This window comes from Parenemella sanctibonifatiensis, from assembly GCF_002250565.1.
Lineage (GTDB): Bacteria > Actinomycetota > Actinomycetes > Propionibacteriales > Propionibacteriaceae > Parenemella > Parenemella sanctibonifatiensis.
Map to the genome: position 1 here is coordinate 724,020 of NZ_NMVJ01000006.1, position 20,336 is coordinate 744,355.

At 67.5% G+C, this 20,336-nt stretch carries 18 protein-coding genes; 1 reads left to right on the top strand and 17 read right to left on the bottom strand.

Annotated features, from left to right (window positions below):
- Nucleotide 1: 1 nt before the first annotated feature.
- From lepB to ffh, 14 genes are all read right to left on the bottom strand, one after another.
- On the bottom strand, nucleotides 2–784 hold the full coding sequence (gene lepB, locus CGZ91_RS07945; RefSeq protein ID WP_094453979.1) for a signal peptidase I: 783 nt from the start codon (nucleotides 782–784) through the stop codon (nucleotides 2–4).
- A gap of 120 nt (nucleotides 785–904) precedes the next feature.
- The gene (gene rplS, locus CGZ91_RS07950; RefSeq protein WP_094449646.1) at nucleotides 905–1,255 is read right to left on the bottom strand and encodes a 50S ribosomal protein L19; all 351 of its coding nucleotides are present in this window, start codon (nucleotides 1,253–1,255) and stop codon (nucleotides 905–907) included.
- Nucleotides 1,256–1,466: 211 nt separating this feature from the next.
- Nucleotides 1,467–2,216, bottom strand: a complete 750-nt coding sequence (locus CGZ91_RS07955; RefSeq protein WP_094453981.1) for a succinate dehydrogenase/fumarate reductase iron-sulfur subunit — start codon at nucleotides 2,214–2,216, stop codon at nucleotides 1,467–1,469.
- Nucleotides 2,213–4,222 (bottom strand): fumarate reductase/succinate dehydrogenase flavoprotein subunit, encoded by a 2,010-nt coding sequence (locus tag CGZ91_RS07960; RefSeq protein WP_179229279.1) that lies wholly within the window; start codon nucleotides 4,220–4,222, stop codon nucleotides 2,213–2,215. The genes CGZ91_RS07955 and CGZ91_RS07960 overlap by 4 nt, the downstream gene beginning before the upstream one ends.
- Nucleotides 4,223–4,248: 26 nt before the next feature.
- On the bottom strand, nucleotides 4,249–4,884 hold the full coding sequence (locus CGZ91_RS07965; protein WP_229116523.1) for a succinate dehydrogenase cytochrome b subunit: 636 nt from the start codon (nucleotides 4,882–4,884) through the stop codon (nucleotides 4,249–4,251).
- Nucleotides 4,885–5,073: 189 nt separating this feature from the next.
- Nucleotides 5,074–5,301 carry a hypothetical protein gene (locus CGZ91_RS07970; protein ID WP_094453983.1) on the bottom strand — a complete coding sequence of 76 codons (228 nt, stop codon included), beginning with the start codon at nucleotides 5,299–5,301 and terminating at the stop codon, nucleotides 5,074–5,076.
- 60 nt (nucleotides 5,302–5,361) lie between these two features.
- Nucleotides 5,362–6,045 (bottom strand): polysaccharide deacetylase family protein, encoded by a 684-nt coding sequence (locus tag CGZ91_RS07975; RefSeq protein WP_179229274.1) that lies wholly within the window; start codon nucleotides 6,043–6,045, stop codon nucleotides 5,362–5,364.
- A 185-nt stretch (nucleotides 6,046–6,230) separates the two neighbouring features.
- Complete coding sequence (locus CGZ91_RS07980) at nucleotides 6,231–7,739, bottom strand: polysaccharide deacetylase family protein (RefSeq protein ID WP_094453987.1); 1,509 nt, start codon at nucleotides 7,737–7,739, stop codon at nucleotides 6,231–6,233.
- A 118-nt stretch (nucleotides 7,740–7,857) separates the two neighbouring features.
- Nucleotides 7,858–8,559, bottom strand: coding sequence for a tRNA (guanosine(37)-N1)-methyltransferase TrmD (trmD, locus tag CGZ91_RS07985; RefSeq protein ID WP_094453989.1), 702 nt, complete (start codon nucleotides 8,557–8,559; stop codon nucleotides 7,858–7,860).
- A complete protein-coding gene (gene rimM, locus CGZ91_RS07990) occupies nucleotides 8,556–9,122 on the bottom strand; it encodes a ribosome maturation factor RimM (protein ID WP_094453991.1) in 567 nt (188 codons plus the stop codon). The genes trmD and rimM overlap by 4 nt, the downstream gene beginning before the upstream one ends.
- 2 nt (nucleotides 9,123–9,124) lie before the next feature.
- Complete coding sequence (locus tag CGZ91_RS07995) at nucleotides 9,125–9,373, bottom strand: RNA-binding protein (protein ID WP_094450176.1); 249 nt, start codon at nucleotides 9,371–9,373, stop codon at nucleotides 9,125–9,127.
- Complete coding sequence (gene rpsP / locus CGZ91_RS08000; protein WP_094453993.1) at nucleotides 9,373–9,864, bottom strand: 30S ribosomal protein S16; 492 nt, start codon at nucleotides 9,862–9,864, stop codon at nucleotides 9,373–9,375. The genes CGZ91_RS07995 and rpsP overlap by 1 nt, the downstream gene beginning before the upstream one ends.
- Nucleotides 9,865–10,028: 164 nt before the next feature.
- Entirely contained in the window at nucleotides 10,029–11,120 is a 1,092-nt protein-coding gene (locus CGZ91_RS08005) for an amidohydrolase family protein (protein ID WP_094453995.1), read from the bottom strand.
- Nucleotides 11,121–11,123: 3 nt separating this feature from the next.
- Entirely contained in the window at nucleotides 11,124–12,695 is a 1,572-nt protein-coding gene (ffh, locus tag CGZ91_RS08010) for a signal recognition particle protein (protein ID WP_094453997.1), read from the bottom strand.
- Nucleotides 12,696–12,802: 107 nt separating this feature from the next.
- Here ffh and CGZ91_RS08015 point away from each other — a divergent pair, with 107 nt between their 5' ends.
- Nucleotides 12,803–14,035, top strand: coding sequence for a DUF418 domain-containing protein (locus tag CGZ91_RS08015; protein ID WP_094453999.1), 1,233 nt, complete (start codon nucleotides 12,803–12,805; stop codon nucleotides 14,033–14,035).
- Nucleotides 14,036–14,069: 34 nt separating this feature from the next.
- On the opposite strand, the gene CGZ91_RS08020 is transcribed toward CGZ91_RS08015, so the two are convergent.
- The 3 genes from CGZ91_RS08020 to smc all read right to left on the bottom strand — a co-directional run bounded on the left by CGZ91_RS08020 (nucleotide 14,070) and on the right by smc (nucleotide 20,325).
- Nucleotides 14,070–15,443 carry an MFS transporter gene (locus CGZ91_RS08020; RefSeq protein ID WP_229116503.1) on the bottom strand — a complete coding sequence of 458 codons (1,374 nt, stop codon included), beginning with the start codon at nucleotides 15,441–15,443 and terminating at the stop codon, nucleotides 14,070–14,072.
- A 100-nt stretch (nucleotides 15,444–15,543) separates the two neighbouring features.
- The gene (gene ftsY / locus CGZ91_RS08025) at nucleotides 15,544–16,707 is read right to left on the bottom strand and encodes a signal recognition particle-docking protein FtsY (RefSeq protein ID WP_094454001.1); all 1,164 of its coding nucleotides are present in this window, start codon (nucleotides 16,705–16,707) and stop codon (nucleotides 15,544–15,546) included.
- Nucleotides 16,708–16,761: 54 nt separating this feature from the next.
- On the bottom strand, nucleotides 16,762–20,325 hold the full coding sequence (gene smc / locus CGZ91_RS08030) for a chromosome segregation protein SMC (protein WP_094454003.1): 3,564 nt from the start codon (nucleotides 20,323–20,325) through the stop codon (nucleotides 16,762–16,764).
- Between the last annotated feature and the right edge of the window lie 11 nt (nucleotides 20,326–20,336).

Sequence of the window (20,336 nt, forward strand, 5' to 3'; positions counted from 1 at the left end):
CTCAGCAGGTGCTGTCGGCCGATTCGATGACCGGTTTGTCCGGCGCCGGTTCCAAGGGATCGGGTACGGCCGCGAACGCCTCTGGCACCGAGAAGGTGCGCATGTTCTCGAACGGCAGAGCGATCGCGACCGCTGAGCCGACCACGGCCTCGACCGGGATGAAGGCAGAGTCGCCGTCCTCCCTGCCGGGCACCAGATCGTTGAGGTGGCAGCGGGAGTCGGAGCTCGCGTTGCGGTGGTCGCCCATCACAAAGATCCGGTCCTGCGGCACCACGACCGCAAACCGCATCTCCGAGGGCTCCACCATCTCGCCCTGGTTGTTGACATAGAGGTAGGCCGATTCGTCAATCGGCACACCGTTGACCATCAGGCGCCCCTCGGCGTCACAACACTCGACCCGGTCTCCGGGAAGCCCGATCACCCGCTTGATGAGGTGATTCTGGGAGGCGTTGGGCAGCACTCCGATGAACTCCAGGGCACTGACGAAGGGGCCGCGATCTTCGGGCTCAATGCTGAGCCAGGAGTTGTGGTCCTCGAAGACGACAATGTCGCCCCGTTGGAAGTCAACCATTTTCTGGACGACGACCCGGTCATCGATCTGGAGGGTCTGCTCCATCGAACCGGAGGGGATGAGGAACATCTCGCCGATGAAGGTGCGCAGCACCACCGAAATGATGAGCGCGCCGAGCAGAATCAAGCCCAACTCGCGGATCCCGGACCAGATCCGGTGCCCCAGCGTACGCTGCTGTGCCGCCTCCTCGTCCGAGGTCACCTTCTTCTCCATGACCGTGCGCGTGCCCTGCTCCGGACTCACCGGCGCCGCCTCTCCCCTGAGCTGTCACCGGTCACAGTAGCCGGTGGGCGAGCATCCTCCCGCGGATCCCGCGGGAGGACCGACGAAGGCTCAGTTCTCGCGCTTTTCCTTGATCTTGGCAGCCTTGCCGCGACGCTCACGCAGGTAGTAGAGCTTGGCGCGGCGGACGTCACCGCGACGCTCGACCTCGATCTTCTCGATGATCGGGCTGTGGACCGGGAAGGTACGCTCGATGCCCACGCCGAAGCTGACCTTGCGGACCAGGAAGGTCTCGGTCAGGCCACCGCCGTTGCGGGCCAGCACCACGCCGGCAAAGACCTGGATACGGGAGCGGTTGCCCTCGATGACGCGTACGTGGACGCGGACGGAGTCACCGGCGCGGAAGTCCGGGATGTCGTCGCGTACCTGCTCGGCATTGATCTGTGCGATCAACGGATTCATGTCTGGTCCTCGCCCGTGCCACAGGTCACGTTCGCTCGGTGCGCGGTCGGCGCACATCTGATCGGAGTGGCCCACCCAAGGAGGCGGAGCCCGGCTGACTGGAACGATCCCCCCGTGGCAGGAGCCAGTCATACCAGCCGCTCACATTACCGCCCGCGCACCCGACATGCCAAAACGGCCCGTGCTGCTGCACGGGCCGTTGTGGCTGAGGTCACTTGCCAGCGCTGCGGAACAGCGAGCTGACCAAGTCCCGGTTGAGCTGACCGATGGTGTCCAGCGGGATCTCCTTGGGACAGACCGCGGTGCACTCACCGATGTTGGTGCAGCTGCCGAAGCCCTCCTCGTCGTGCTGGGCCACCATGGACTTGACCCGGCGGTACCGCTCGGGCTGGCCCTGGGGCAGCATCGCCAGGTGCGTGATCTTGGCGGCCGTGAAGAGCATGCCGGAGCCGTTCGGGCAGGCCGCGACACAGGCGCCACAGCCGATGCAGGTGGCCGCGTCGAAGGCACGGTCCGCCTTGTCCTTGTCCACCGGAGCCGCATGGGCATCGGGGGCGGTGCCAGTCGGGGCCGACACAAAGCCGCCGGCCTGGATGATCCGGTCGAAGGCGCTGCGGTCAACCACCAGGTCCTTGATGACCGGGAAGGCGCCGGCGCGCCACGGCTCGACGTCGATCACGGCGCCGTCGTCGAAAGAACGCATGTGCAGCTGGCAGGTGGTGGTCTGCTGCGGGCCATGGGCAATGCCGTTGATGACCACACCACAGGCACCACAGATGCCCTCACGGCAGTCGTGGTCGAAGGCGATCGGGTCCTCACCGGCGTGGGTGAGCTGCTCGTTGAGCATGTCGAGCATCTCGAGGAAGGACATCTCCTCGGACACATCGGCGACCTGGTAGGAGGCCATGTGGCCCTTGGCCTCGGCGTTGGCCTGACGCCATACCCGTACGGTGATGTTCACTTGTAACTCCGTTGCTTCATCTCGACGTACTCGTACTCCAGCGGCTCCTTGTGCAGCACCGGCTTGTCGCCGCCGGTCCACTCCCAGGCCGCGACATAGGCGAACTCGTCATCGTGGCGCAGCGCCTCGCCGTCCGGGGTCTGGCTCTCAGCCCGGAAGTGACCGCCGCACGATTCGCGTCGATGCAGAGCGTCGATGCACATCAGCTCGCCCAGCTCGAGGAAGTCGGCCAGTCGGCCGGCCCGCTCCAGCGCCTGGTTGAGCTCCTCGTTGCTGCCGGTGACCTTCACATTCGTCCAGAAGTCCTCGCGCAGTTCGCGGATCATGCCGATAGCCTTCTTGAGGCCCTCCTCGGTCCGCTCCATGCCGCAGTACTCCCACATGATGTTGCCGAGCTTCTTGTGGATCTCATCCACGGTGTGCTCACCGTTGATCGACAGCAGCTTCTCGACCCGCTCGCGTACGCCGGTGATCGCCTCGACGACCTCGGGGGCCTGCGGGTCGACCTTCTCGAAGGGACCGTCGGCCAGGTAGTCGTTGATGGTGTTCGGCAACACGAAGTAGCCGTCCGCCAGGCCCTGCATCAGCGCGGAAGCACCGAGCCGGTTGGCGCCGTGGTCGGAGAAGTTGGCCTCACCGCACACGAACAGGCCCGGGATGCTGGACTGCAGGTCGTAATCCACCCACAGCCCACCCATGGTGTAGTGCACCGCCGGGTAGATCCGCATCGGAACCTCGTACGGGTTCTCGGCGGTGATCTGTTGGTACATGTCGAACAAGTTGCCGTACTTGGCCTTCACCGCCGCCAGACCGAGCCGTTCGATCGCCTCGGCGAAGTCGAGGTAGACGCCGCGGCGAACCTTGCGGGTGGTCCCGTCGGGCTGCACCTCATCGACCGCGGGACCGACGCCGCGGCCCTCGTCGCAGACGTTCTTGGCATTCCGGGAGGCCACGTCACGGGGCACCAGGTTGCCGAAGGCGGGATAGATCCGCTCCAGGTAGTAGTCGCGGTCCTCCTCGGGAATCTGGCGCGGGTCCTTGGTGCAGTCCTCGACATTCTTGGGCACCCAGATCCGGCCGTCATTGCGAAGCGACTCCGACATCAGGGTCAGCTTGGACTGGCTGCTGCCGTGCACCGGGATGCAGGTCGGGTGGATCTGCGTGTAGCAGGGGTTGCCGAACAGGGCGCCCTTGCGGTGCGCTCGCCAGGTCGCGGTGACGTTGCAGCCCATGGCGTTGGTGGAGAGGAAGAAGACGTTGCCATAGCCGCCGGTGCACAGCACCACGGCGTCGGCCATCCAGCTCTCCACCGCACCCGTCACCATGTTGCGGGTCACGATGCCGCGGGCCTTGCCGCCCACGACGATCAGCTCGAGCATCTCGTGGCGGGTGTGCATCTGCACGGTGCCGGCGGCGATCTGACGCTCCAGCGCCTGGTAGGCACCAATGAGCAGCTGCTGGCCGGTCTGACCACGGGCGTAGAAGGTGCGCTGCACCTGGACGCCACCAAAGGAGCGGTTGTCCAGCAGACCGCCATACTCACGGGCGAATGGGACGCCCTGGGCGACGCACTGGTCGATGATGTTGGCGCTCACCTCAGCCAGTCGATAGACGTTGGTCTCGCGGCTGCGGTAGTCACCGCCCTTGACGGTGTCATAGAAGAGCCGGTGGGTGGAGTCGTTGTCGTTGCGGTAGTTCTTGGCAGCGTTGATGCCACCCTGGGCCGCAATCGAGTGGGCTCGACGGGGGCTGTCCTGGTAGCAGAAGGACTGCACGTGGTAGCCGGCCTCGCCGAGAGTCGCGCCGGCGGAGGCGCCGGCCAGACCGGTGCCGACCACGATGACCGACAGCTTGCGACGGTTGGCCGGGTTGACCAGCCGGGCGTCAAACTTGCGCTGGCTCCACTTCCCGGCGATCGGCCCGGCCGGCGCCTTGGTGTCGTGGATCTGCGGGCCTTCGAGGTAGTACGACTCGGCCGAAGCGGTCGGCTGCGAATCCTCCTGCACAGGGGTGCCCTGGGTCGCGGTTTCAGTCACAGTGCAATCACTCCAGTGAGGATGAGGGTCGGCGGGATGAGGAACCCGATGAACAGCAGCGCGGCACACACCCACGCACAGGTCGTGATGATCCTGCGGGCGCCCGGACTGACGTTGGCGCCGAGCGTGGCGAAGGCGCTCCAGAAGCCGTGCTGCACGTGCAGGCAGACCGCAACCATGGCGATCAGGTAGATGACGAACACCCACCACAGGCCGAAGCTGCCGATGACTCGGCTGAACGGATCGGTCGGAGCCTCGAAGCCGGGAGTGATGATCTCGGCGGTGAAGTGAAGGATGTGGAAGATCACGAACAGCGCGATGATCACGCCACCCCAGCGCATGGTGCGGGAGGCGTAGGACTGCTGCACCCGGGCCTTGTGCTGGTACGCGGGGCCGCGCCGTTTGGTGAGTCGCCCCGACAGCACTGCGGCGGAGTACATGTGCAGCAGCACAGCCGCCAGCAACACGATCCGGATGGTCCAGAGGAAGGCCTTCTCGGGCAGGATCGGGTACAGGAACACCCGCAGATGGTGCGAGTACTCGTTGAACGCGTCCTGTCCAGCCAGGGCCTTGAGGTTGCCGGCCATGTGTCCCAGAAGGAAGCCGATGAGGATCAGTCCGGTGATCGCCATCAGTGCCTTCATTGCCACACTGGACCTGACTGCCCGTTGATGAGTTGTCAAAGTTCCTGTCGCCACGGGGGACACTGTAGGCCCGAAGCGGCTGCCGCGCACGTCCTGACGCCGCAGGTGAGCAAGGTCACAGGGATTTCTCGAAAACCGTTACCCCGGGGCAAAAATGCCAACCTTGGCGTTGCGTTATTAGCCGGCGTCGTCGTCCTTGCCGGTGTCCCGGGCGAGGTCTCCGATCGGGTCGACCCGACCCGGCAGCAGGATGCTGCGCGCGACGTTGTGGAAGCCCATCCGGTCCAGCAACATCGAGGCCTGCTCATCGCTGAGGTCATAGGCGTGGGCCAGCATGCGTACGTTCTCGGTGTAGAAGGCGTGGAGCTTGTCGACGCCTCGCAGAAAGTCCATTTCCTTGGCCATGGTTGCCCCTCTCGGCGCGTACTGGAGGTTGAATCGGTGAGGAGGGTGGATCGGCCGGGCTCATTCCCCGGTGTAGACGTGTCCCGGTTCGGCATCGTAGAGCCCGGAAACGTTGGTGAAGCAGTGACCCTCGGCCCGCATCTGGTCAATGATCTCGGGCACCGCCTGCACTGAGGGCCGGTGGATGTCGTGCATGAGGATGATGGACCCGGGCGGGGCCTGGGTCGCTGCCTTGATGTTGGCCGACTTCGAGCGGGTTTTCCAGTCCAACGTGTCCACGCTCCACAGGATCACCGCCATACCCTCGTCGGCAGCAGCGCGGTCGGTGGTCTTGTTGCGTGCCCCGTACGGAGGTCGCATCAGGCTCGGACGGTGGCCGGTGATCCGCTCGATCACGTCATTGGTGTCGCCCAACTCCTTGGCGATCTTGGCTTCCCCCAGCTTCGTCAACTGCGGGTGGTTCCAACTGTGATTACCGATCTCCAGACCGTCCGTGCGTGCGATCTTCTGGAGCACCTCGGGATGGGCCTTGGCATTGGAACCCAGCACAAAGAAGGTGGCAGGCACACCCTTGCTGGCCAGAATGTCGACCAACTCGGAGGTGTACTCCCCCGGCCCGTCATCGAAGGTGAGCGCGACGCAGGCCGACCCGGGCTTGGGAGCGTCACCGGTCGGCGAGGCGCTCCCGGACGGGGTGGGCGTCGGCGTGGGAGTCGGCGTCGGCGTGGGGGTCGGGGTTGGCATGGGGGTCGGAGTGGGCGTGGGAGTCGGACTCGGCGTAGGCGACGGCGAGGCGGTGCTGGGCGCGGCCGAGGTACGGGCTCCCGGACTGGTCGGCCCTTGGGCGAGCTCCTGGGAACCGCAGCCGGCCAACAGGACGGCTGCCAGCAGGGCCGCGATCAGCCCGCTACCGCGACGCCGGACCCGACTCACCATGATCGGCAGTCATCACCGATGGAGCGCTGGGAGCAGTAGACCACTCCCGGCTCGGTCTCACCCAGCAGCTCGGAGACAGTCACGAAGGTGACGTCGTTCTCCTTGGCCTGCTCGAGCATCATCGGCACCGCATCAACGGTGAAGTCGTGGATGTCGTGCATCAGAATGATCGAACCGGGATGGGCCCGGCCGACCTGCTGCACGGTCGCGTCGGTGGACTTGGTCTGCCAGTCATTGGTGTCGACCGACCACAGGATGATCGCCTCCCCGCGCGCGCCGACGGCCTCACGGAGGTCAGAGGAACCGGATCCGTAAGGCGGCCGCATCACCGGCGAGTTGTAGCCGCCGGTGGCGTCGCGGATCGCGGTCAGGGTGTCGTCGAGCTCCTTGTCGAGCTTGGCATCGGACAGCTTCGGCAGCACGGGATGGCTCCAGGAATGGGTGCCCACCTCCATGCCACTGGCGACCAGCATTGCGGTCACCTCGGGGTGCTTGTCGACTTGCTGGCCGAGCTCGAAGAAGGTGGTCGCCATGCCGGCGTCAATGAACGCATCACGCACGCCGCGCGTACGCGGACCGGGTCCGTCATCAAAGGTCACCGCGACGCAGTTGAGCTGGTCGCAGTCGGGACCGGGCTTGATGGAGGGGCGGGTCTCCCGGTTCGGGTCTGCTGTCGGCGTCGGCGCATCCGCGGGCAGTTGCTGGGCACCCGGGCCGGTCTGGTCGGCGGGCGGTTGACCGCTGAACGGCTGCGGATCACTGGCCCCACGCTGCGCAGCGACCCCGAGCGAGGACAGCAACGGCTGCACCTCGGCGGCCGGGATCGATCCCTGCGCTCCCTCGGGAGCGAGGTCACCTCCGACACGGACGACCAAGTCGCCCTCCGGGCTGAAGGACATCACCGGGGCGCGGCCGTAGGGCGCGGCGGGCTCCCCCAGCGATTGCGCCATGGAGATGCTGTCCAGTCGCGCTTCGGCCAGAGCGCGCACCACGAGATTCTTGAATTCGTCCCACTTTTCGGGGCCGATCAGCGCCTGGGAGCTGTACGCCCGTCCCGTCGCCGCATCGAACCAGAGCGAGGCATACTCCTTGCGGTCGCCGCTGTCGTTGCTCAACAGCACACCGATGACGCCTGGACCGGATGAGGTCAGCTGCCAGGTGAGGTTGGACGGCAGCCCCGCAGCGGCAGCGTTGCGCAGCAACTTCGCTCGCACGATGCCGACCGCCGAGGTGAGCGCCGGCAGCCCCGGCACCTCGGGCACTGCGGCCGTCACTCCCAGTTCCTCCGCGGCCAAGGTTGCGTCGCGCACGTCGGGCACCAAGCTTCGATCCAGGTCAGCAGGGACTGCCGGCGGCGGCACCGGATCTCCGTTGCCGGAATTACCGCCATCCCCGCCGGTGTCGCCGCCGCCGCCGGGCGTCGAGCCGCAACCAGCAAGGACCAGCGCCAGAGCAAGGCATGCGCCGACGAGCCCACGCCAACGGTTGGAGGATTTCCCCATCACTTCCCACCTTCATTTGGACATGAATCGTCTCGAGCCTAGACCGTGGCGCGGCCACATCTCGAATCCCCAGAAGCTGGGTGACGCGTCCATTTGTTTCGGTGGGCAGAAGTGCGGCTCACTCCGACAGCAGGTCCGGACGCCGCTCCCGGGTCCGAGCCAGCGCCTGATCTCTCCGCCAGGCCGCGATCAGGGCGTGGTTGCCCGACAGCAGCACCTCAGGAACCTCGAGACCCCGCCACCGGGCCGGCTTGGTGAAGACCGGATACTCCAGCAGATGCTCCAACTCACCGGAATGGGACTCCTCGGCGAGCGACTCGGGGTTGCCCAGGACACCCGGCAGCAGGCGTACCACCGCTTCGGTGATGACCAGAGCCGCCACCTCCCCACCGTTGAGTACGTAGTCCCCCAGGCTGACCTCGGTGACCGGCACCCGGGTGGCGGCGTGGTCGATGACCCGGGCATCGATGCCCTCGTATCGACCGCAGGCAAAGATCAGGTGGGATTCCTGGGCCAGATCGGCGGCCAGTTGCTGGGTGAAGGGCTGCCCGGACGGGGTCGGCACGATCAGCGTCGGTGCGGCACCCTCCGGGATCAGCGCGTCGAGAGCCTCACCCCAAGGTTCTGGGCGCATCACCATGCCGGCACCGCCACCGTAGGGGGTGTCGTCCACGGTCCGATGACGGTCATGGGTCCACTGCCGCAGGTCATGGACCGCGATGTCGACGAGGCCGGAGCGGATCGCCTTGCCGACCAGCGACAGGCCGAGCACATCGAGGTACTCGGGAAAGATCGAGACGATGTCGAGCCGGAGGCTCATTCGGGCTCCCCGCTCACCAGGCCGCCGACGTCGGCGACCTGAACGAAGCCGTGCTCGAGGTCAACCACCGGGACCAGGGCCTCGACGAACGGCACCCACCGTTGATCGATGGCGGTCCTGACCACCAGCAGGTCCTGGGCCGGGCCGTGCTCGACGTCGGCGATGGAGCCGACCACGGAGCCGGTGTGGTCCCGTACCTCCAGACCGATCAGCGACCGGTCCCAATACTCGCCCTCGGCCGGCGGCGCCTCGTGAAGGTCAACCTGGGCAGTCAGCAGCCACCCCCGCAACGCTTCGGCCATGGTTCGGTCGACGATCTCGGCGAAGGTCACCAGCAGCTTGCCTTGGTGCCAACGAGTGCGGTCGACGGTGAGGCGGCTCGGCAGGCCTGCCTGTCGTTGTGTCCCCTGTGCCGGAGCAACGGAAAGGGCGGCACCCACGGCAAACCGGAGATCCGGTTCATCGGTGAGTGGCATCACAGCCACCTCACCGCGTACGCCGTGGGCCCGCCCAATCGAGCCGACGCGTCGTTCGTCTGCCCGGGACCCGTTCGAATCGGCCACGCTCAGCGGCGGCCGCGCTGATCCACGTCGACAAAATCGACGCGGATGCTCTCACGACCGGCCAGCGCGGACACCACGGTGCGCAGCGCGCGGGCGGTGCGACCCTGACGGCCGATCACCTTGCCGACATCGCTGGGGTGCACGCGCACCTCGAGCATCCGGCCGCGGCGCAGATCCTTGTCGCGCACACGGACATCGTCGGGGTTGGTCACGATGCCCCGGACGAGGTGCTCGAGCGCATCGGCGAGCATCAGGCTTCCGCCTTGTCCTCGTCGGCCTTGTCTTCGGCACCGGCGTCCTCAGCCTGGTCCTCGGCAGCGGCCTCGTCAGCCTTCTCCTCGGCCTTGGGGGCTTCCTCATCGGCCTTCTTCTTGGCGCTGAAGGCGGCGACCTGCGGGGCGTCGCTGGTGTCGGCCAGAGCGCGGTTGTACGCCGCGAGCTTGTCGGCCGGCGCCGGCTGCTCGTCGATGCCCGACGGCGAGTCGTCGCCGCTGAACTTCTGCCAGTCACCAGTGCGCTTGAGGATCGCCACGACCGCCTCGGTGGGCTGGGCGCCGACCGAGAGCCAGTACTGAGCGCGCTCGGAATCGACCTTGATGATCGACGGGTCGTTCTTGGGGTGGTACTGACCGATCTCCTCGATCGCGCGACCGTCACGCTTGGCGCGCGAGTCCATCACGACGATGCGGTAGTGCGGGGTACGGATCTTGCCGAGCCGCTTGAGTCGAATCTTGGTGGCCACGTGTGTGAAATCTCCTGTAAGGGTGTCCGGACGTACGCCCGGAGCGATGGATGGAAGGCTCCCTCGTGTGGGGCACGAAGGCAACTTTCCGGGTGGGTGTCCCGTCGGCGTTGAGAGGGCACCGCGGCACATACCCGCGCCATTTTGCCAGATCTCGGCCGCAGTCACCAACGCAGCTGGCTGCCCGCCACCACCAGACCATCGACGATCACGTACGCCGGGTCCCGCAGCACCCTCGGGTCCTGTCGGGGATCGTCGGCGTACAGCACCAGATCGGCGGGGTCGCCGGCTGCCAGCCCAGGGGCACCGAGCCAGGTCCGCGCCTGCCAGCTGGCCGCTGCCACGGCCGCCTCAGCGCCCATCACGCTGGCCATCAGCTCCACCTCGCGGGCGATCAGGCCGTGCGGCATCACGCCGCCCGCGTCGGTGCCGGCATACACCTGCACCCCGGCCTCCACGGCCTGGCCGATCACCTGCAGTCGGCTGTCGAACAGGGCACGCATGTGGGCCGCATAGGTCGGAAACTTCGCTTCCCCGGAGGCGGCAATGTCCGGGAAGTTCTCCAGATTGGCCATCGTGGGCACCAGGGCGACGCTGCGACTGGCCATCAGTTCGATGGTCTCGGCATCCAGACCGGTGCCATGTTCGACACAGTCCAAGCCAGCCCGGACCAGCTCCTGCACCGACTGTTCGGAGAAACAGTGTGCAGTCACCTTGGCGCCCAGTTCGTGGGCACGGTCGATCGCCGCCGTCGCGATGTCGATGGGCCACAGCGGAGTCAGGTCGCCGACCTCACGGTCGATCCAGTCCCCCACCAGCTTGATCCAGCCATCACCGTTGGCAACCTGACGTTCCACCTCCGCGACCAGGTCTTCGGGTTGAACCTCGGCGCCGAAATGGCGCAGGTAGCGCTTGGGGCGGGCGATGTGCCGACCGGCCCGGATGATCGTGGGCATTCCGGTGCGACCACTCACCCAGGCCGTCGGGGCGGGCGATCCGGCATCCCGCAAAAAGGTCACACCGGCAGCGAGTTCGGTCTCCGCTTGGGTCTTGACGGTGGCCGCGTCCACCCGGCCACCGCCGGCGAGCCCGATGTGGCAGTGGGCGTCGACCAGCCCGGGGCTGATCCACCACTGTCCGGGCAGGTCCCGGGCACCGCGCACGGGCTCTGAGCCAATCCTGCCGCCGTCGAGCCAGAGCGCGGCTGGCTCGCCACTGTCGGTGAGCCGGCCCCGGATCCGCAACGACTCAACCATCGGTCAGCGCTTGTTCTGCTGGTCAAGCATCTTCTGCAACTCCGGCGGCAACTGGAAGCTGCTCGGATCCAGGTTGCCCAGCTGCGAGGGATCGAACCCGGCCGGGGTCTCCTGCCGCTGGGGTGCCGGCTTGGCCTTGGCCCGCTTGCCCTTCTGGTTCTTCTTGCGCTGCTGGGTGACGCGCTTGCCCGGCTTGGCGCCCCGCCCGCCGCCGGGAGCACCGCCACCGGGCATCCCTGGCATGCCGGGCATCCCGGGCATGCCACCGCCACCGGCAAGGGAGGACATCATCTTGCGGGCATCGAAGAAGCGGTTCACCAGCGAGTTGACGTCGCTGACCTCGACCCCGGAACCCTTGGCGATCCGAGCCCGGCGGGACCCGTTGAGGATCTTGGGGTTGTCGCGCTCGGCCGGGGTCATCGAGTGGATGATCGCCTCGATGCGGTCGATCTCCTTCTCGTCGATGTTTTCGATCTGGTCCTTGAACTGACCCATTCCGGGCAGCATCCCGAAGATCTTTGACAGCGGCCCCATCTTGCGGACCGCCTGCATCTGCTGCAGGAAGTCGGCCAGACCGAACTCCTTGCCGCCGCCGGTCATCAACTTCTCGGCGGCCTTCTGAGACTGCTCGGCGTCGAAGGTCCGCTCTGCCTGCTCGATCAGCGTGAGCATGTCGCCCATGTCGAGGATTCGGCCGGCCATCCGGTCGGGATGGAAGACATCGAAGTCGGTGAGCTTCTCGCCGTTGGAGGCGAACATGATCGGCTTGCCGGTGACCCGAGCGATCGACAGCGCCGCACCACCACGGGCGTCACCGTCCAGCTTGGTGAGCACAACGCCGTCGAAACCGACGCCGTCACCGAAGGCCTTGGCCGTGTTGACTGCGTCCTGACCGATCATCGCGTCGACGACGAAGAGCACCTCGTCCGGGCTGGTCGCCTCGCGGATGTCGGCGGCCTGCTGCATCAGTTCGGCATCAATGCCGAGCCGGCCCGCGGTGTCGATGATGAGCACGTCGTGCAGCGACCGTTCCGCCTCCGTCACTGCCTGCCGCGCCACCGCCACCGGATCGCCGACGCCGTTGCCGGGCTCAGGTGCGAAGGTCTGTACGCCGGCACGCTGACCCACGATCTGCAGCTGGTTCACCGCGTTGGGACGCTGCAGGTCACAGGCCGCAAGCAGCGGACTGTGACCCTGGCCCTTCAGCCACATCGCCAGCTTGCCGGCAAGGGTGGTCTTACCAGCACCCTGCAGACCCGCCAGCATGATGATGGTGGGCGGCCGCTTCGCAAACCGCAGGTTGCGGGTCTCGCCGCCGAGGATCTGGACCAGTTCCTCGTTGACGATCTTGACGATCTGCTGGGCCGGGTTGAGTGCAGCGGAGACCTCGGCCTCCCGGGCCCGTTCCTTCACCTTGGCGATGAAGTCCTTGACGACCCCAAGGTTGACGTCGGCCTCGAGCAGCGCGATGCGGATCTCACGAGCCGTCGCGTCGATGTCAGCATCGGTCAATCGACCTTTACCGCGCAGGGACTTGAACGTCGCGGCGAGCCGGTCCTGGAGGGTGTTGAACACGCTGGATCCTTCGTCGGTGCACTGAGGCACACCAGCCTACTCCAGCCCCACCGCTGCCCCGGACTGGACAGCATGCCGCCGGCCCCGTGAACGTTTACCGTTCTTCCATGTCGACCCAATCGCCTCCGCCCGCCCGCGCGCTCGCACCGGATCTGGCCCGTGGTGTGATGCTGCTGCTGATTGGCCTGGCCAACATTCCCTGGTTCATCTGGGGCCGCCCCTCGGGCATGACTATGGCTCACCCACTCGACCCGACCGGCGTCGATGCCGTCATCCAGTTCGTGATGTTGGTCACCATCGACATGCGGGCGCTGCCGATGTTCGCCTTCCTGTTCGGCTACGGCATGGTCCAGTTCGTCAACAGCCGCGAGCGGCGCGGTTTCGACCGACCACAGATCAGCGGCATGCTGTCACGGCGTCACTGGGGCATGTTGCTCTTCGGCCTGGTGCACGCCGCACTGCTGTTCTTCGGCGATGTGCTCGGCACCTACGCCATCCTCGCTCTGGTGCTCGGCCCGCTTTTCTTCCGGCGCTCCGACAAGGTCATCAGGATCGCGCGCGGAGTCATCTTCGGACTGGCGGTGCTGTTCGCTGTGTTCAGTCTCGCCAGCGGGATCATGCTGCTCCTGGTTCCCGAGGCGATGGCCTCGGCCGGCGCCTTCCCAATGTTCGACACCAAGGCACCCAATGCCGAGCCGAACTATCTCGCCTCGATCGGCGCGCGACTGTCGACGTGGCTCTTCCCGACCCTGGGTTCGATCTTCGGTGGCACCGTCGCGGTCGCGCTGATGTCGGGCTGGCTGGCCGCGCGCAAGGGTCTGCTGGACCGCCCGCAGGACCACGTGCGTACGTTGCGGGTCTGGGCCATCGGCGGCATCGCCACCGGCTGGATCGGGGGGCTGCCCGAGGCACTGGCCCAGGTCGGTGTCCTCCCCATCCCGGTCGAGATCAGCTGGATGTTGATCGGCGTGCAGCAGGTGACCGGCCTGTTCGCCGGGTTGGGGTACGCGGCACTGTTCGGTCTGATCGCCGTGGCCATCAGTCGGCGCGCCGAACGCGGCATCGTCGTGGACGCTGTCGAAGCGGTCGGACAGCGCTCACTGTCGGCCTACCTCTTCCAGTCGGTCTGCTTCGCGCCGCTGATGTGTGCCTGGGGTTTCGGGCTCGGCGGGCTGATCGGCACCACGGCCGCGGCCGGCATCGCGATCCTGGTCTGGGCGGTCTCGGTGGTGCTGTGCTGGTTGCTGGCCCGTGCCGGCAAACGCGGTCCGGCCGAGGTGGCCCTGCGGGGACTCACGTACGCCGGGCGTCAACCCCAGCCACGCGGGCACGTCGTTTGATCACACGCACCCCCTGATCAGACACCCACCAGACTCAGACCCTGAGGGTGCCGCGGTCCTCGCGTACGAACAGCAACGCGACCAGACCGATGGCCAGCACCAGCACGATGCCGAGAATCCCGAAGTACTGGGTCTCCTGCTGCCCCGTCAGCCAGGCGCCCAGGCCGATGAAGCCGACCCAGGCCGCCGAGGACAAGAACGACACCGCGCGGCCGGTGGTGGCGTACAGGCCGAAGATCTCGCCGGCCTTGCCCTGCGGCGTGGCGCGCGCCAGGAAGGACCGGCTCGCGGACTGGGTCGGCCCGACAAAGAGGCACAGGGCCAGCCCCAGACCCCAGAACACCCCGGTGCCGGCGTCATGGAAGATGAACACGCCCAGCCCCAGGAGCACCAGCGCCGACAGCGAGATCACCATCACCGCCTTGGGGCCGATCCGGTCATCGAGCAGGCCGAATCCCATGGTCGCGACACCGGCGACCAGGTTGGCCGCGACGCCGAAGATGATCACCTCTGCGAAACTGAAGCCGAAGGTGACGCTGGCCAGCACGGCCCCATAGGTGAAAACGCCGGCCAGACCGTCGCGGAACAGCGCCGAGGCGATCAGAAACTTCAAGGTCTCCGGAGACGTACGCCACAGGTCCTTCAGGCTACGGAACAGCTCGCGGTAGGACCCGAGGACACCAAGCGGTTCCCCGGTGCGGACGCCGGTGTCGCGCAGCGCAATGAACAGCGGGATGCAGAAGACCACGGTCCAAGCGCCGCACAGCAGCATCGCGAAGCGGACGTCGTCGGGGCCGAAGTCCATGCCCCGAATGGCGACGATGAGCAGCAGGATGCAGATGCCGCCGAGGTAGCCCAGTCCCCAGCCCAGGCCCGAGACCCGACCAACCGTTGCCGGGGTGGCGACCTTCTCGATCGAGGCGTAGTAGTTGACGTTGGCGATCTCGGCGATGACATTGCCGACGCCCAGCAGCACCAGGCCCAGGATGAAGTACTCCGGTGCCGGTGCGACGAACCACAGGCTGGCCGAGACCGCGGCCAGCAGGAGGGTCTGGATGAGCAGGTAGCGCATCCGACGGCCGGATCGGTCCGCCCCCTGGCCCAGCACCGGCGCCAGCAAGGCGATCAGGACGCCTGCGACCGCCATCCCGATGCCGTAGGTCATGTTGACCTGGTTCTCCGGCCCGAAGGTCGACGACGTCAGGTAGACCGAAAAAACGAAGGTCGTGATGACGGTGGCGAAGGGCTGGGTGCTCCAGTCCCACAGCCCCCAGCTGACCACCTTCCACTTCGGTGCCGGCCGGGTCGCGAGGGTTCCGGCCGGGGTGCCGTCCGGCAACGTCCCGGCGTCGGGCGCGTACGGATCGGCGGCGGGCTGCTCAGGCAGGTACGGGTTGGTGCTGCTCACGCGCTCAACCTAGCCCTCATGTGACCGGCGCGCGATCGTTTCCGCCACTTGTTCACCTGAGGGTCACATCAGGGGCCGTCGGCTGTGGGCTCGGACGCGATCAGTTCTCGCTGAGCAGCGCGTCCACGAAGCCTTCCGGCTCAAACGGAGCCAGATCGTCGGGGCCCTCGCCCAGACCGATGAGCTTCACCGGTACGCCGAGTTCGCGCTGCACCTGCACCACGATGCCGCCCTTGGCCGATCCATCGAGCTTGGTCAGCACGATGCCGGTGACGTTGACGACCTCAGCGAAGATCCGGGCCTGGGTGAGGCCGTTCTGGCCGGTGGTGGCATCCAGCACCAGCAACACCTCGGTGACCGGCGCCTTCTTCTCCATCACCCGCTTGACCTTGCCGAGCTCGTCCATCAGGCCGGTCTTGGTGTGCAGTCGGCCCGCAGTGTCGACGATGACGACGTCGACCTCCTGGTCGATGCCAGCGGCCACCGCATCGAAGGCGACCGAGGCCGGGTCGGTGCCCTCGTCCTTGCGTACCGTGGGGACGCCGACGCGGGCGCCCCAAGTCTCCAGCTGTTCGGCGGCGGCAGCCCGGAAGGTGTCGGCTGCACCCAGCAGCACGTCCTTCTCCTCAGCCACCAGCACCCGGGCCAGCTTGCCGACGGTGGTGGTCTTGCCGGTGCCGTTGACGCCGACCACCATCACCACAGCCGGATTGTCGCCGCTGCGTTCCAGCGCCAAGCTGCGGTCCATGCTCGGGTCGACCAGCTTCAGCAGCTCCTCGCGCAGCACCTCACGGGCCTTGGCTGCGTCGCCGGATCCATCGACTCGCAGCCGGGTGCGCAGGTTGTCCACGAGTTCGGTGGCCGGGCCCACGCCGAGGTCGGAGCTGATCAGGACAGTTTCCAAATCCTCCCAGTCGTTCTCGTCGAGCTGGTCGCTCGAGATCAGGTTGAGCAGCCCACGCGCCAGCGGATTGTTGGAGCCGGCCAGCTTGTGACGCAGCCGACCCAGTCGGGACCGCACGGGCTCCGGGCGGTCAAGTTCGGGAGTGGACTCGGCCGGCACCTCCGCCGGCTCGGGCGCGGTGACCGGGACCTCCGGCGTACCGGGCTCGGCGACCGACGGGCCGGCGCCGGTGCCCTGCTCGAGCTGGTCACGGTCCTTGCCTCGGCTGATCGATCGGCGGCTGCTGACGACGACGATGGTCGCCACGCCGATTGTGAGGATGACGCCGGCAAGGATCAGGAGGAAGAGCAAAGTATCCACGCGGGCATCCTAGTCACGCGGTTCTGGTCGTGGGTGCTGGTCGCGGGAGAGGTGTCAGTCGACAGCGGTCTGGTCGTGCGGCAGCTTCTGCGAGATGACGGTGGTGACGCCGTCCCCGCGCATCGTGACGCCGTACAGAGCGTCGGCGATTTCCATGGTGCGCTTCTGGTGGGTGATGACCAGCAGCTGACTCGACTCGCGCAGTTCGGTGTAGATGTCCAGCAGCCGGCCCAGATTGACGTCGTCCAGCGCCGCCTCGACCTCGTCGAGGATGTAGAAGGGGCTCGGACGGGCCATGAACAGCGACACCAGGAAGGCGACCGCCACCAGGGATCGCTCACCACCGGACAGCAGCGACAGCCGCTTGATCTTCTTGCCGGGTGGGCGTGCTTCCACCTCGATACCGGTCGTCAACCATTGACCCGGTTCGGTCAGCACCAGCCGGCCCTCGCCGCCGGGAAAGAGCCGGGCGAAGACGTGGTTGAACGCCTTCTCCACATCGGCGTACGCCTCGGCGAAGACCTGCTCCACGCGCCGGTCGACCTCGGTGACGATGTCGAGCAGGTCCTGCCGGGTCCGGGTCAGGTCGGCGAGCTGTTCGGAGAGGAACTGGTGGCGTTCCTTGAGTGCGTCGAACTCCTCCAAGGCCAACGGGTTGACCTTGCCGAGCTCGCGCAGGTTGCGTTCGGCCCGCTTGAACCGCTTTTCCTGCTCAGCCCGGACGAAGGGCACCGGCTCGGGTGTCTCGTCCTCGTCGGTGAGCGCCGAACCGTCGGGCCTGGTGAGTACCGGCACCAGCTGGTCCGGTCCGTACTCCTGTGCCAGCACCTCAGCGGTCAGGCCCAGTTCCTCCATCGCGCGCTCGGCCAGCGCCTCCACCCGGAGCCGTTGCTGCTGGCGGGCGAGTTCGTCGCGATGGGCTGCGTCGGCCAGTTCGGAGACTCGCGCGTTGCTGTCCCGGACCGCCTGTCGGGCGGCGGTCAGCTGTTCTTCTGCACCCTGGGCCTGGGCCTGCAGGGTGGCCCGTCGCTCGCCTGCGATGGCGCTGGATCGGGTCAGCCGTTCCTGCAGCCACGCGACGCCGGCGGCGACGGCCCGGGCCCGGTCGGCATCGCGCTTGAGGCGCGCCCGGCGCTCCTGGGCCTCGTGGCGGGCCTTGCGTTCCACTGCAGCCGCATCCCGCAGCGCACCCGCACGACCGGCGAGGCTGCGGACCCGCTCCTCCAGCGTGCGCAGCGCCAGCCGCGCCTCCATCTCCTGACCGCGGGCACGACGTTCGGCTGCCTCGGCGGCATCGCGGGCAGCCGGGTCCGGGTCGCTGACGTCCTCGTCGCTGGCGTGTGTCAACCGCTCGGTCAGCTCGGCGAGTTTGGTGCGATGCTCCTCGCCGGCCCGGCGGGCCTGCTCGATGCTGGCCTGCAACCGGTCCGCCTCGGCCGTGGCCGAGCGGGCCTGCTGGGAAGCCTGACCGAGCTGCTCGGCGAGTGCGGCCATCTCCGCGTCGGACTCGTGCAGCTTGGCCAGCGCCGCCTGCTCGGCTGCTTGGGCCCGGGTCAGCTTCTCCTCGGCCTTCGACAGGTCGAATCGGGACCGGTCCCGCTCGTGCTCCACCGTGGTCTGCTCGGCCTGGGCGGCGTCGACGGCGGCCTGCAACTCGATCAGGCTGGGCCCGCTGCCGGAGCCGCCGGTGGCGGCGTACCCGCTGAGCACGTCACCGTCGGCGGTGACGGCGGTGAGTTCGGGGCGTTCGGCGACCAGGGCACCGGCGGCCGCGAGGTCGGCGACCACGACAGTGCTGGCCAGCAGCCAGGCGATGGCGCCGCGGACTGATTCGTCGGCACTGACCAGATCGATCGCGGGCCGGGCCCCTGTCGGCAGCTCCTGGATCGGTGCGGGCGTGGCCTCGACGCCGGCCAGCAGCAGGGCCGTGCGGCCGTGTTCGCCGGCGCGCAACTGGCCGATGATGTCAGCCGCGTCGCGTACGCCACCGACCGCGACCGATTCGGCGTAGGGCCCCAGTGCCGCGGCCACGGCGGCCTCGTTGCCGGGGGTGACCGTGATCCGGCCGGTGACCGGGCCGAGCACCTCGGCCGCGAGGTCCATCGCGTGGACGTCGACCGACTGGCCGCGTTCCAGGCCGGCCCGCAAGCCTTCCAGACGCGCCGACAGGCTGGCGTGGCGTCGGTCCAGCTCGCTCTCCTGCTGCCGCACCTTCGTGAGCTCCTGCTCGGCGGCGCCGACCGCTTCCTCGGCGCGCTCCCATTCCTCGTCGAGGTCGGACTCACCGGAATCGAACTGCGCGACCTTGGTCTCGAGGCTCTGGAAGCGGCGGGTGGCCTCCTGGGCACGCTGCTGGGCGGCGGCGCGCGAAGCCTCCAGGCGCTCGACCTCCTCGTCGGCGGCAGCGGCGCGGGACTCGGCCGAACCGACCTGACCCTTGAGTTTGGCCAGACCCTCGCGCCGGTCCGCGACCGCCCGCAGCTGCGCGCTGTACGCCTTCGCCTCGGCTTGAGCAGTGGCCTCGGCCGCAGCCCGTTCCTCGCTGGCGGTGGTCAGCGTCTCGCGTCGCTGTCCCACCTGCTCGGTGAGTTTGGCTTCTTCCTTGCCGATCTGGTCAGCCTCGGCCAGAAGTTCGTCGGGGCTCTTGCCGCGTCGTTCCTCGGTGGGCTGGTTCTTGGCGTGCCGGATGCGTTCCTGGGCGATGGCGGCGGTGGCGCTGGCCCGTTCGGTGAGCCCAGCCAGGGCATACCAGGTGTCGGCTGCCTGCTGCAGTGCCGGACGATGCTCAGCGACGGCCTGTTCGGCGGCGGCTTCGCCCTCCCTGGCGGCCTGGGCGGCAGCGGCGGCTGCGGCTTGCTGTCGCTCCAGTTCGCGCTCGTCGGCCAAGTCGGCCGCCAGCGACAACTGCGCCTGGACCAGGTCGTCGGCGAGCAACCGGGCCCGGGCGTCGCGGGCCTCCGCCTGGATCACGGCAGCCTTGCGGGCCACCTCGGCCTGCCGACCCAGCGGTTTGAGCTGTCGGCGGATCTCCTGGACCAGATCCTCCAGCCGATGCAGGTTGCCCTCGGTTGCCTCGAGCTTGCGCAGCGCCTTCTCCTTGCGCTTGCGGTGCTTGAGTACGCCAGCGGCCTCCTCCACAAAGCCCCGGCGGCCCTCGGGGGTGGCTTGCAGGATCGAGTCGAGCTGCCCCTGCCCGACGATGACGTGCATCTCTCGGCCGATGCCGGAGTCCGACAGCAGGTCCTGCACGTCGAGGAGTCGGGCCGGGTTGCCGTTGATGGCGTACTCGGAGCCGCCGTTGCGGAACATGGTCCGCGAGATCGTCACCTCGGTGTAGTCGATCGGCAGCGCATTGTCGGAGTTGTCAATGGTGAGGACCACCTCGGCGCGGCCCAGCGGGGCACGGCCCGAGGTGCCCGCAAAGATGACGTCCTCCATCTTGCCGCCGCGCAGTGACTTGGCCCCCTGCTCCCCCATCACCCAACTGAGCGCGTCGACGACGTTGGACTTGCCCGAACCGTTCGGCCCCACGATGCAGGTGATGCCCGGTTCGAACTCAAAGCTGGTGGCCGACGCGAACGACTTGAATCCGCGCAGCGTCAACGATTTCAGGTGCATCGGGCACCCTC